The following is a 12,096-nucleotide window of genomic DNA, read 5'->3' as shown; positions in this document are numbered from 1 at the left end:
TCTCTGATGGATGTTATTTAGCAGCGGCTAATGCTTTACCGTAATCCGGCGGATTGGTAATCTCCGGTACAATTTCTATGTATTTAATAACATCGTTCTTATCAACAACAAAAATAGCGCGTGTAAGGAGCCTTAGTTCCTTAATCAAAACACCGTAATTTAAGCCAAACGATGCGTCCTTGTAATCAGAAAGGGTTTTAGCGGCGTTAATGCCGGCAGTGGCACAAAACCTTGCATTTGCAAATGGTAGGTCCATGCTTACGTTTAGCACAACAACATCAGAGCCTGACTTTGCCTCCTCCTCGTTAAATTTCCTCAGCTGGGCGTCGCACACAGGAGTATCAAGAGACGGGGTTACGCTGATTATTTTTGTTTTCCCGGCAAAATCCTTAAGGGTAACTGCTCCTAGGGCGTTGTCTGTAAGTGTGAAGTCAGGCGCCTTGTCACCAACCTTTACTTCGTTTCCGGTAAGTGTTAAGCCGCCTCCCTGAAATGTTATAACTCCAGTCCTGTCCATATAAACCTCCTGCCATTTTTTTTTATTGGAACCCTCTTAAAATTCTATAATATATAACAGGTGCTTGTAAAGATTCTTTTTTAATAGAGAACTAAGTGAAGTTTATCTATCTATCTATTTGTTTTGAGATTAATTCATAAAGTCTTTGGAAATCATGAGGCTGGTCTTTTATTGGCTTCGTTACAAGATCTTTAGTAACAGTTTTCAGTCTTTCTTTTTGAGGAATTTCTTTAATAGCTTTTCCATTAAAACACGTAGTTCTAACAGATGGCAAAACTTCTTTTCCCTTTATCAGCTCAAGCCATTTCCCCGTATTAAATTCTAATTTACCGTCTCCACCTGTAATAAGATTGTAAAATTCTTCATATTTATTTTTAAGATAATTTTCTGATGTTTTTTCAGAAATCTTATCTTTAAATTTATTAAAACTATTCAATCCAGATAGTTTTTCTATTGCATCGTCATTAGTCTTAAAATCATCTTTTTTTTCAAACAGTTTAATCTCTGTTTGTTTAAAGTTCTCTCTTATATCTAAAATAACTAAATTTGCAGAGTCTATGAAAATCCTCTCATTGCAAAGTTTTATAATACAATTTTCCAGTTCGTCAAACGATACGCTCAAATATTCAGACTGTTTTATATAATCAGGGATTATAAAGTAGTTTTCGATTTCTCGTCGGGGCCATACAAGTAAATTTGAAAAGTTGGGGTCAGGGAAATTACTCCAGCGCTCTTCAATAAAAGCGTCATCATAATGGTCTCTGTCAATTAAGAAGTAGTACTTGGGATGATGTTTATACATGGCGTCTGCCACACTTTTTATATAAGGAGAAGCCCCTAATGGTTTTACTCTGACTATATCATGTAATAACTTGGAAATCACCTGTGGATCAATGGAATTCTCTTCGCCCTCTACAAAAAGAGTATGTTCCCCTTTTTGTTTGAATGCCTCGGCGCTTACATTTTTTTCTACTGTAACCATCTAATCAGTTTAGCTGTGTCGCAGTATTATCCGTCTGTTCTTATCTACCGAGTCAGCAATATCCTCAGAATGAGTTGCTATAATATATTGGTTATTTGGAGCCATGATATTTAGTTGTCCTATAAAATTTCTATGCCACTCGTGATTAAGGTGTAATTCAGGTTCGTCTATCAAAACAACAGCCGATGAATTCTGTGTATAATGCCAAATTAAAAACAACGTGGATATGATTTCCTTTTGCCCTGAACTCAAACCATCAAAAGCAAAAGACTTACCGCCGTTTACTGGAGTTACTCTGAAGTCAACTGTACTATCGGCATCAGCAGTGAGTTTTTCAATTGTACCTTTAGCATAATTTTTAAGCAGATTGTTAAGTTTTATTAACACAGCTGATGAATCCTTAGGGTCAAGAGTTTCAACAAGATTAGCTCCTCCTATAAAAGCTTTCAGTACCTCACCCTTAAAAATGCTTTTTAACGGCTTTCTGTAAAAAGGCCTTAATCGTGGAATATGCTCATCTCGTTCTTCACGGTCCACTATCATTCCTAACGGTATTCTCCCCTCCTGTACTTTTCTGTAACTATGAAAATACATAAAGTAAGAAAATAATAAGGGTTCATTAGAGTAGCCAGCTAAAGTATGAATAAAATAGTCATACATTTCAACATTTCCATCTTTATTGGCACTAACAGCATTAGGATGGTCTATATCTATTTTCCCATTTGTGTGTAATGTTAAACTTACTAATTGCACTTTATTGTTTATTTCTACATCAGCCTCTATAACAGCTTTATCTGAACCTGAACGTATCAATAAATCAAAGAAATTAATAGGGAATTCAAAAGGGCCTCTATTTCTGAGCTTTATTCCACCGGTAATGGCTAAAACTAAAAGAGTGCAGGCCTCCAGTATAGAGGTCTTTCCGAGGCCATTAATGCTACCCATAACAAAAACATCCGGTTCATTCTTAATTATTGGTTTAGGGAATTCTATTTCTATAAAATCAATCGCCTTAAAATTTATAATCTTTAGACGCCTGATTTTTAATTTTTTTATGCCTTTTTTCGTCATTTTATATCAGTCCCTCACTTCAATTATACTAACATAATAACATTTTTTGCCTCACTGTAAAGTACACTAATTGCCTCTCCTTAAAAAATCATTATACAAACCTATGAAAGATACTTGACATGACTCATATAAAGTATTATAATAAGAACAGTAAATATATGATATGAGGATTGATAAGATATGGCAACAGGAACAAAAGACTATTACGACTTATTAGGAGTTGGGAAGAAGGCAACTGCCGAGGAGATAAAAAAATCATTCCGAAAGCTTGCCCGGAAATATCACCCTGACCTTAACCCTGAAAATAAAGCCTCTGAGGCAAAGTTTAAGGAAATCAGCGAGGCCTATGACACCCTTGGCGACCCTAAGAAACGCACTGAGTATGACAACATGAGGACAAACCCGTTTGGTTTCCAGGGCGGTTTTGACAGAGCTGCCGGTAACAATTTTACAGGGGGTTTTAGAGGCTTTACAGACAAACGTGCTGGTGCAAATTTTGATTTCGGAGGCTTTGGCGATATTTTTTCAGAGCTCTTTGGATTTCAGGAAAGACCCTCCGGTTCAGCCTCGATGTTTTCCCGCGGCACTGACATTGCAACTAATCTTACTCTTACCCTTGAAGAGGCATTTACCGGAGTGACTAAATCCCTGAATTTAAGACGAGATGCGCCATGTAAGAATTGTGGCGGCACGGGTAGGAAAAACAAAACACCTTGCCGCGTTTGTAACGGCACAGGGAGCACACATGCTAACGAAAACATAAAGGTTAAGATTCCACCGGGGGTATCTCAGGGCTCTAAGGTGCGTCTTAAGAGCAAAGGCGCACTTGGCACAGGAGGCGGAGAGGCCGGAGATATCGTCATTGAGCTTAACGTGCTGCTTCACAAACTGTTTACCAGAAAAGGCGATGACCTCTATGTTGACGTCCCTGTGACAGTTGTTGAGGCAGCCCTTGGCGCAAAAATCGAAGTCCCCTCACTTAATGGCACATCTATGATGACACTGCCTGAGGGCTCTCAAACCGGCAAAACATTTAAGCTTAAGGGCAAAGGTATGCCATGCCCACAAAGTGGCGGCACAGGCGATTTGTACGCCGTAATCAAAGTTGTCGTCCCAACCGAGCTATCTGAAACTGACAAGGAATTGGTGCGCCGGCTTGATGCTCTTTATAAGGAAAATCCACGCAATGGGATGGTGAAAGAGTAATGTTTACTAAAGACAAAGATCGCCCGCTTTATGTTATAAGTGTTGTGGCCGAGATGCTTGGAGTGCATCCCCAGACTCTCAGACTTTATGAACGGGAAGGGTTTATTGCCCCTACAAGGTCAAATAAGCAGCGGATGTATTCGGATGACGATATAGATGAGCTGTCGTTTATTCTTAATTTGACCAAAAATCTGGGGGTCAATAAGGCAGGCCTTGAGATTATACTTCCTATGAGGCGGCGGATGCAAGCATTTCAGGACGAGATGGAACAGTTTATGGTATGCCTTGAGGATGACTATAAGAGGGAACTACAGGAGAGGTTAAAGAGGGTTCTGCAGGAGGTAAAATGACACTGGATAAATTGACAGTGAAAAGCCAGGAGGCACTGGCGCAGTCTCAAAAAGCAGCGGAGAAGTACGGCAATCAGGAGCTTAACCCAGAGCATCTGCTTCTTGCGCTTTTGTCAGACAAAGAGGGTACTGTTAATCAGATTCTCCTGAAGCTCGGTGTGAACACCGGAGATTTAATAAAGGCAACACAAGAGGCAGTGGAGAGATTTCCTAAAGTCAGCGGCTCAACTCCGTTTGGGCAAACGTATGTATCGGTGCGGTTTAAGGAGTCTTTGGATGAGGCCTTTAATCAAGCCGCTCACTTTGGTGATGAGTACGTAAGTGTAGAGCACATTATGCATGGGATAATACTCAAAGGCGGTGCAGCCTCCGAGTTACTCAAAAAACACGGCGTTACTGCAGAAGACTTTTTAACAGCTATGCAGGCCGTGCGCGGGCACAGCAGTGTGTCAGACCGAAGCCCTGAGGAAAAGTATCAGGCACTGAAAAAATACAGCCGGGATTTAACTGAGCTTGCCAGACGAGGCAAACTTGATCCGGTGATAGGCAGAGATGAGGAAATCCGGCGGGTCATACAGGTGCTTGCGCGTCGCACCAAGAACAATCCGATTTTAATAGGGGAGGCCGGTGTAGGCAAAACAGCGGTTGCCGAGGGACTGGCTCTCAGAATAATAGACGGGGATGTCCCGGAGCCTCTTAAAGACAAAAAAGTGGCAGCCCTTGACCTGGGTGCACTGATAGCGGGTTCAAAGTTCAGAGGGGAGTTTGAGGACAGGCTTAAGGCCGTCTTAAAAGAGGTTGAGGAATCCGAGGGCGGTGTAATAATGTTTATTGATGAGTTACACACATTGGTTGGCGCGGGGGCCGCTGAGGGCGCTATGGATGCCTCTAATATGCTTAAACCTGCCCTCTCCAGAGGCGAGTTTCGCTGTGTAGGCGCTACCACACTGAATGAGTACAGAAAGTACATTGAAAAGGATGCCGCACTGCAGCGGCGGTTTCAACCAATTTTAATTAAGCAGCCCTCAGTATCAGAGACAATCTCAATTCTCAGAGGCCTTAAGGAAAGATACGAGATACACCACGGGGTGAAGTTTAAGGACTCTGCCCTGATTGCCGCAGCCACGCTTTCTCAGCGCTACATAGCGGACAGATTCCTTCCGGATAAGGCAATTGACCTGATAGATGAGGCCGCTTCTAAGTTGAGAATGGAGATAGACAGTATGCCTGCGGAGCTGGATGAGATGCAGCGGCGGGCAAGGCAGCTTGAGGTAGAGCGCCAGGCGCTCCTTAACGATCCATCCAAAGAGGGTGCGGAACAGCTTGAAAAGATTAACCGTGAGTATGCAGACTTAGATGAAAAACGTACCGCGCTTAAAGCAAAGTGGATGGGTGAAAAGGATATAAATACAAATATCCGGAGACTCAAAGGGGAAATAGACGTAACACGTATTGAGGCGGAAAATGCTGAAAGAGATGCCAATTTGGCACGTGCCGCTGAGCTAAAGTACGGAAAACTTATAGAGCTCAATAAAGCTCTCGATGCTGAGACTCAAAAACTACAACTCTGGCAGACAGATAATAAAATGATAACCGATGTGGTTACAGAGGAGGACATTGCCAGAGTCGTTGCAAAATGGACGTCTATTCCAGTTACCAGAATGCTTGAAGCTGAAACTGACAAACTCCTTCATATGGAAGACAGGCTTAGACTCCGTGTTGTGGGACAAAACGAGGCGGTAGCTAAAATATCCAACGCCATAAGGCGAGCACGTGCAGGCATTCAGGACCCCAACCGGCCAGTCGGTTCATTTATATTTTTGGGCCCTACAGGAGTAGGCAAGACAGAGCTTGCAAAAGCGCTTGCAGAGTTTCTCTTTGACGATGAAAATGCAATGGTGCGCATAGATATGGGTGAATACCAGGAAAAACATTCAATCTCAAGACTTATTGGAGCGCCTCCCGGATACGTCGGCTATGATGAGGGTGGCCAGCTTACTGAGGCAATAAGAAGAAAACCGTACTCTGTAGTTCTCTTTGATGAGATTGAGAAGGCTCATCAGGACGTGTTTAACGTGCTGTTACAGGTACTTGATGATGGACGCCTAACGGATGGCCAGGGCAGATCGGTTGACTTTAGAAACGCTCTTATCATAATGACCTCTAATATTGGGAGCCGCCATATAGTGGAGTTTCTTGAAGACAAGTACCTTCATCCGGAGTCGTATTGGAGTCCGGATGAGAATTCAGAGATTGTAGCTAAAGTCATGGAGGATTTGAGGGAGCATTTTAAGCCGGAATTTCTCAACAGGGTTGATGATATTATAGTGTTTAACCCGCTGAGTAAGGAGCTTATCAAAAAAATTGTGGATATTCAGCTTTACCGGATGAGAAAGTACCTGAAAAACAAGCAAATAGATATAATTCTCACAGACTTAGCCAAAGAGGCGATTGCCGAGAACGGCTATGATGCGGTGTATGGTGCAAGGCCGTTAAAGCGTGTGCTTCAAACAGAGATTCTTAATCCGCTTGCAATGAAAATTATTGAACATACTGTTACAGACGGCGACACCGTGGAGGTTGATTACATTGGAGGAATGATGCGCTTTTCCAAAGTTGATGTAGCTGAGTTTGTGCCGGAGGAATAGTGTAGGGGATTGCTGCTAAAGAACTCGTTATTTGTAATGCAGCAGAAGCGCTTATGTAAGCTATCGTTAATATCGATGATAATTAAGGTGCTGCTTGAGGTATTATCTTTTTTATAAATAACTCTGTGGCTTTTAGGTATTCCTTCACAGCGTTTGTTTCAGTTAGCAATCCTCTGTAATAACCTGCAATGTGGAGAGCATCATAGAGACTGTTAAATTCCCTCATTAGCTTACCGTTGTGTATGGCAACATGCTTCTGGAGAGCTTCCCTGTAGCCATCAACTGATTTTGGGAGTTTTTTTTCCGATATGCCATGCTCAAGCAGATATTCGTTAATCGCCTCCAAAATTGCTAAATAAGCTGTACCAAACGCCTCTCGCACGGGCTTCTTGTCGAGGTAAATATTCCCCTCTATCGAAGACTTGCTTAATATCTCCCGGGCATTAGCTAAATACCTGAAAGCCTCCCCAGGTGTATGCGTTTTAGTGTGTTGTATCATAGTGTATTGTATCGTTTAGCAGCTGCCACTGTCAAGATTGACCAGAAATCCTTGCTAAAAATAATTTCTTTCTTGATTAATTTTTTAACATGTGCTACACTTGTGTTAACAATCTGACTTGTTTCCATTACATTAAGGTGATATTATGCTTAGGTGTTTTATCTTTCTCTCAAAAAAAAAGCGCAATTGACAGTTACATCTATCTCTAACGCGAAGATTTAGGATTATGACGTAAGAATGCCTGGCACTTTTATTAACACAGTAAATAACTTCTTAGGAGGTTATATCTTAGTTCCACGTTTAAGTGGTCTTTACAAAGGGGCGATTAAATGAAATTTAACTATTTAGAACGTTCTTTTAAACAACTGTACCGTTATGCGAGAAGAGATATTTCTCTTTTTGCAGTGGCTGTTTTATGCAGTCTGTTTGTCTTTGACACTGATGTAACATATAGTAGCACTTCAAGCCCATGGTCTATGTTTCATCACGATGCACAGCATACAGGGCAGAGCGCTTATAACGGACCACAAACCAATACGTTGAAATGGAGTTATAAGAGTAGCAGTACTAGTTCAGACGTACCGCCCAACACCCCCAGCATAAGCAATGACGGACTTACAATATATTCTAACTTTGACTCCAGTCAATTACTTGCTCTGAATGTTGACAACGGGCAACTGAGGTGGAGCGCCACCATAGGGGGCGGCGGGGCAACGGCCGTTGCTACTGATGGCACTGTATATGCCGTTGCCGGAACTAGTCTTTATGCCCTTACATCTACCGGGAGTACAAGATGGACTTTTTCCGAAGCGACAGAAAATATTTATGGGGAACCATGCATAGGAGGCGATGGCACCATATATATCGGTTCGAGGGACACATACGTCTATGCCGTAAATCCTGACGGTACCCGTAAATGGAAATATAAAACAGCAGGCTCCATAGCTCCTCTTGCCTCCCCTACATTAAGCCCCGACGGCCTTAGTGTGTATGTGGGAGCAGGAGACCCTCACAGTCAGACCGACGGCACTCTTTATGCACTGAACTCATCCGACGGCACTCTCAAATGGAGTAAAAAAATAGATTCTACGAGAGTAAGTGGTGCCGTAGTAGGACCTGACGGAACCATATATGTCAGCGGAAATGGCAGAGTCAATGCTTTTCAATCAGATGGGACACAGTTGTGGCAATCGGCTGATGGCACTGCAGAATATTTAACACCAGCTCTTTCCTCATCTGGTATTATTTATACGGGCACAGGGAGATATGGAAAGGTATATGCGCTCAATTCCAGCACTGGCGCAACCTTGTGGTCGTACCAGACAGGGACTAATCCTGACTCCTCAGGCACTCAGTATGGAGTTCTGACAGCACCGGTTATAGGTGCTGACGCAACTGTTTACGTGGGGGCGATAGATGGGAAAATGTATGCACTGAAATCAGACGGAACCCTTCTGTGGACTTACTCAACTTCAGCAAGCATTGCAGAAAACTGCCCTGCAATAGGGGCAGATGGTACACTGTATTTCAGCTCATCCAATACATACCTTTATGCGGTTAAGGATTCGTCATCAGGCAGCTCAACAACAACCACAACAGCCACTGTTGTCTCAACAACCACTTCTACCACCACAACAACAGTGAATGCTACTACCATTATTTCCAACAGCAGATCAACAGTTACATATTCGCTGCCATATCTCCACACTAATACAAGCAATGTAACCTACTGCGAGATATCAAATGTTTCAACTGATAGTGTTACGGGGCTCTATTTTGCGATGGGTGCAAATTCATCAGGAACTCCGACAAGTGCATTAAAAGAATTTTCTACAACTACGCTCTATGGTAAAATGTCAAAGATGATGACCTTTAGCGGAAACAATGTATATTTTGGGAATGACACGGCAGATCTGTCATCAGAGCTTAGTTCTGCGTCATCCTACGGTGGAACGCTCACATTTTACTCCTCAAACACAGGCTTAAATTGCAAAAGTGTAGTTCTGAGCTGTTTTCAGGGAACTACAAGCCCAAGGCGCAATCTAGCTGGGTTAGTTTGTGAAGATAACAGCACAATAGGACCTGGCGGTAAAAATATACTTACAGGATTTTAATGAAATCAAGAAAACGATATAAATTATTTGCCTGTTTTTCAGGCATAAAAAATTTTGGGAGGTCACAAGTTATGAAAAGAAATATTACGATAGCAGCAGTTGGGTTAATGATGATAATAGTGCTGACATCAGCAATAATATTAACCGGAGAAATAGCTAAGGCAAGTAACGTATATTATTATTTACCATATTTTCAGACTAATGCCAGTGGTGTGACATACTGTGTAGCATCGAATATGTCTTCAGAGAGTTTAACGGTATCGTTTACGGTAGGCTCAAATCCTAACGGTAATCCAACAGGAACAGCTAACACTTTTGCTACTACACTTGCTTCTAAAACTACAAGGCAGTATGCCTTTAGTGGTCAAACAGTAACAGGCGGCTCGGATACAATAAGTATATCGTCAGATGCGGGGACTTCAGATGCATATGCAGGTACTTTAACATTTTCCACAACGGCAACCACTACCGGTACACGAGCAACGTGTAAGAGCCTGATTATGGCGTGTTTTCAGGGAACTACCAGCCCAAGACGTAATCTGATAGGGTATGTATGTGAAGATGACAGTACATCAGGCCCTGGTGGTAATAAGATTATGCTTGGGTTTTAGAGATATTTGTTTTAGAGATCTGTTGGACATTGCTTATGTAATGCCAAGTAGCTTACCAAAAAGTAAAGAGTAATCCGCAGATGGATGCAGATAAGGAAATCTGCGAGAATCTGCGCAATTTGCGGATAAAATCTTAATAAATATCTTTTTGCAACTCTGTAAATTGTAACATAATTGTAACAATTGAAATGTTAAACTCCGCATGTGTGCCATCATCTGAAAAAATAAAAGCCCTCTTAGAGGGTTTTCAATTATAATGTTGCCATTAACAAAGAGGATCGGCTAAGGTATGTTTAACAAAAGAGTCGTGGAAAAACTAATAGAGGTAATCCTGCTATTAGCCGCGCTCTTATCTGTGTTTACAACTGTGGGGATTGTCTTGGTCCTGTTGTTTCAAACATATGAGTTTTTTGCTGTTGTCAGGATACGGGATTTTCTGTTTGATACTCAGTGGACGCCGCTCTTTGCTGAAAAACACTTTGGGATTATATCGTTGTTTTGCGGCACTTTTCTAACCACTTTTATCTCTATGCTCATAGCACTGCCGATAGGTCTTATCGGGGCAATCTATATAAGCGAATATTCTAACGAAAAAACAAGAAAGATACTAAAGCCCTCAATTGAAATACTGGCGGCTGTGCCAACCGTTGTGTATGGATACTTTGCCCTGCTTGTTATAACACCGTTTTTGCAGAAGATTATTCCGAATCTTTCCGGTTTTAACGCTATTAGCCCGGGCATTGTGATGGGGATTATGATTATACCTATTGTACTTTCGATGAGCGAGGATTCTTTAAGATCTGTGCCAATAAGTATCAGAGAGAGTTCGTTTGCTCTTGGCGCCTCTAAATTTCAGACCTCTTTTAAAATAGTGCTTCCTGCTGCCCTTTCCGGTGTGGCAGCCTCATTTATACTTGGCATATCAAGAGCCATCGGGGAAACCATGGTTGTTGCCATAGCAGCCGGCCAGCAGTCGCGTTTTACCCTGAATCCGTTAATACCGATAGAGACTGTTACTGCCTACATAGTGCAGGTAAGTCTTGGCGATACGCCAACCGGAACGCTTGAGTTTAAAACTATTTTTGCAGCTGGTATGAGTCTTTTTGTCGTGACTTTTTTGTTAAATATTTTAAGTTATTATTTAAAAAAGAAATTCAGGTATGTTTATGAATAAACCCAAAAAATTTGATATAGCTAACAAGGTATTTCCTGTAATCGGCTTTCTTGCTGCAGTTTTTGGACTTGTTATGGTTATTTTTCTGATATACAATGTGGTTACTGACGGTTTCCCCAGGTTAAGCTTTAACTTTTTAATAAGTTTTCCTTCAAGAAAACCGTTAGAGGCCGGTATCCTTTCGGCATGGGTAGGTACTATATGGATTGTAGTAACCACAGTTATGGTTTCATTTCCCTCCGGAGTGCTGGCTGCTATTTATCTGGAGGAGTATGCTAAAAAGAGTTGGATGACTGAGTTGATAGAAATCAATATAGCCAACTTGTCAGCCGTACCGGCTATAATTTATGGTCTTTTAGGGCTTGAATTGTTTGTAAGAATATTAAAGTTAGGAAACAGTGTGCTTGCCGGAGGGTTGACCATGGGGCTTCTTGTGCTACCCATTATTATAATTTCATCCCGTGAGGCTATAAGGTCAATACCATCCACAATACGTGAGGCCTCATACGCTCTGGGCGCCACAAAGTGGCAAACCATAAGAAAGCAGGTCATTCCTGCAGCTATGCCGGGAATTCTCACCGGTGCAATTTTAGCCATATCACGCGCTATAGGTGAGGCTGCGCCTCTTATCATGATTGGCGCTCTTACGTATATCGCCTTTCTTCCTGACATGCCAATAAAGACTGAATTTCCTTATTTTTCCTTTCAAGGATTTTTCGATGGATTTACTAATATGCCCATCCAGATCTTTAACTGGGTGACTAGACCACAGCGAGGGTTTTCCGTAAATGCCGCCGCCGCCATTACTGTTTTATTGGTAATTGTTTTTATCATCAATGGTATCGTTGCTCTGCTTAGAAACAGGTATGAAAAAAAAATGAGATGGTAAACGCAGATTATCTCCGCGCATCTAATTAAAACCAA

General features: G+C 41.9%; 11 protein-coding genes. 7 read left to right on the top strand and 4 right to left on the bottom strand.

The window, feature by feature from the left end; genetic code table 11:
* Positions 1 to 13 precede the first annotated feature (13 nt).
* The 3 genes from tpx to HQK88_06440 form a co-directional block, all read right to left on the bottom strand.
* Positions 14 to 517: a thiol peroxidase gene (gene tpx / locus HQK88_06450; GenBank protein ID MBF0616440.1), complete on the bottom strand. Its 504-nt coding sequence runs from the start codon at positions 515 to 517 to the stop codon at positions 14 to 16.
* A 106-nt stretch (positions 518 to 623) separates the two neighbouring features.
* Positions 624 to 1,499: a hypothetical protein gene (locus HQK88_06445; protein ID MBF0616439.1), complete on the bottom strand. Its 876-nt coding sequence runs from the start codon at positions 1,497 to 1,499 to the stop codon at positions 624 to 626.
* Between the two features lie 9 nt (positions 1,500 to 1,508).
* A complete protein-coding gene (locus tag HQK88_06440; protein ID MBF0616438.1) occupies positions 1,509 to 2,570 on the bottom strand; it encodes an ATP-binding protein in 1,062 nt (353 codons plus the stop codon).
* Between the two features lie 180 nt (positions 2,571 to 2,750).
* Between HQK88_06440 and HQK88_06435 the strand changes: the two genes are divergently transcribed.
* Genes HQK88_06435 through clpB form a run of 3 tightly spaced genes read left to right on the top strand, consistent with a single transcriptional unit; the run spans position 2,751 to position 6,774 of the window.
* Positions 2,751 to 3,776 (top strand): DnaJ domain-containing protein, encoded by a 1,026-nt coding sequence (locus HQK88_06435; protein MBF0616437.1) that lies wholly within the window; start codon positions 2,751 to 2,753, stop codon positions 3,774 to 3,776.
* Positions 3,776 to 4,126, top strand: coding sequence for a MerR family transcriptional regulator (locus HQK88_06430; GenBank protein ID MBF0616436.1), 351 nt, complete (start codon positions 3,776 to 3,778; stop codon positions 4,124 to 4,126). The genes HQK88_06435 and HQK88_06430 overlap by 1 nt, the downstream gene beginning before the upstream one ends.
* Entirely contained in the window at positions 4,123 to 6,774 is a 2,652-nt protein-coding gene (clpB, locus tag HQK88_06425) for an ATP-dependent chaperone ClpB (protein ID MBF0616435.1), read from the top strand. The genes HQK88_06430 and clpB overlap by 4 nt, the downstream gene beginning before the upstream one ends.
* Positions 6,775 to 6,856: 82 nt before the next feature.
* Here the strand turns inward: clpB and HQK88_06420 are convergent, their stop codons facing one another.
* A complete protein-coding gene (locus HQK88_06420; GenBank protein ID MBF0616434.1) occupies positions 6,857 to 7,273 on the bottom strand; it encodes a DUF5618 family protein in 417 nt (138 codons plus the stop codon).
* Between the two features lie 329 nt (positions 7,274 to 7,602).
* Between HQK88_06420 and HQK88_06415 the strand changes: the two genes are divergently transcribed.
* From HQK88_06415 to pstA, 4 genes are all read left to right on the top strand, one after another.
* Positions 7,603 to 9,387 carry a PQQ-like beta-propeller repeat protein gene (locus HQK88_06415; protein MBF0616433.1) on the top strand — a complete coding sequence of 595 codons (1,785 nt, stop codon included), beginning with the start codon at positions 7,603 to 7,605 and terminating at the stop codon, positions 9,385 to 9,387.
* A 71-nt stretch (positions 9,388 to 9,458) separates the two neighbouring features.
* The gene (locus HQK88_06410) at positions 9,459 to 9,998 is read left to right on the top strand and encodes a hypothetical protein (protein ID MBF0616432.1); all 540 of its coding nucleotides are present in this window, start codon (positions 9,459 to 9,461) and stop codon (positions 9,996 to 9,998) included.
* A 289-nt stretch (positions 9,999 to 10,287) separates the two neighbouring features.
* Positions 10,288 to 11,172 (top strand): phosphate ABC transporter permease subunit PstC, encoded by an 885-nt coding sequence (gene pstC, locus HQK88_06405; protein ID MBF0616431.1) that lies wholly within the window; start codon positions 10,288 to 10,290, stop codon positions 11,170 to 11,172.
* Complete coding sequence (gene pstA / locus HQK88_06400) at positions 11,165 to 12,061, top strand: phosphate ABC transporter permease PstA (protein MBF0616430.1); 897 nt, start codon at positions 11,165 to 11,167, stop codon at positions 12,059 to 12,061. The genes pstC and pstA overlap by 8 nt, the downstream gene beginning before the upstream one ends.
* Positions 12,062 to 12,096: the final 35 nt, after the last annotated feature.

Source organism: Nitrospirota bacterium (genome assembly GCA_015233895.1).
Lineage (GTDB): Bacteria > Nitrospirota > Thermodesulfovibrionia > Thermodesulfovibrionales > Magnetobacteriaceae > Magnetomonas.
The sequence above is the reverse complement of the archived record's forward strand: the minus strand, read 5'-3'. Positions and strand labels throughout refer to the sequence as shown.

Excerpts from the sequence above, each read along its gene's own strand:
- pstC (MBF0616431.1), top strand. The coding sequence starts at position 10,288 with ATGTTTAACAAAAGAGTCGTGGAAAAACTAATAGAGGTAATCCTGCTA.
- HQK88_06435 (MBF0616437.1), top strand. The coding sequence starts at position 2,751 with ATGGCAACAGGAACAAAAGACTATTACGACTTATTAGGAGTTGGGAAG.
- clpB (MBF0616435.1), top strand. The coding sequence starts at position 4,123 with ATGACACTGGATAAATTGACAGTGAAAAGCCAGGAGGCACTGGCGCAG.
- HQK88_06420 (MBF0616434.1), bottom strand. The coding sequence starts at position 7,273 with ATGATACAACACACTAAAACGCATACACCTGGGGAGGCTTTCAGGTAT.
- HQK88_06445 (MBF0616439.1), bottom strand. The coding sequence starts at position 1,499 with ATGGTTACAGTAGAAAAAAATGTAAGCGCCGAGGCATTCAAACAAAAA.
- HQK88_06415 (MBF0616433.1), top strand. The coding sequence starts at position 7,603 with ATGAAATTTAACTATTTAGAACGTTCTTTTAAACAACTGTACCGTTAT.
- pstA (MBF0616430.1), top strand. The coding sequence starts at position 11,165 with ATGAATAAACCCAAAAAATTTGATATAGCTAACAAGGTATTTCCTGTA.
- HQK88_06440 (MBF0616438.1), bottom strand. The coding sequence starts at position 2,570 with ATGACGAAAAAAGGCATAAAAAAATTAAAAATCAGGCGTCTAAAGATT.
- HQK88_06410 (MBF0616432.1), top strand. The coding sequence starts at position 9,459 with ATGAAAAGAAATATTACGATAGCAGCAGTTGGGTTAATGATGATAATA.
- tpx (MBF0616440.1), bottom strand. The coding sequence starts at position 517 with ATGGACAGGACTGGAGTTATAACATTTCAGGGAGGCGGCTTAACACTT.
- HQK88_06430 (MBF0616436.1), top strand. The coding sequence starts at position 3,776 with ATGTTTACTAAAGACAAAGATCGCCCGCTTTATGTTATAAGTGTTGTG.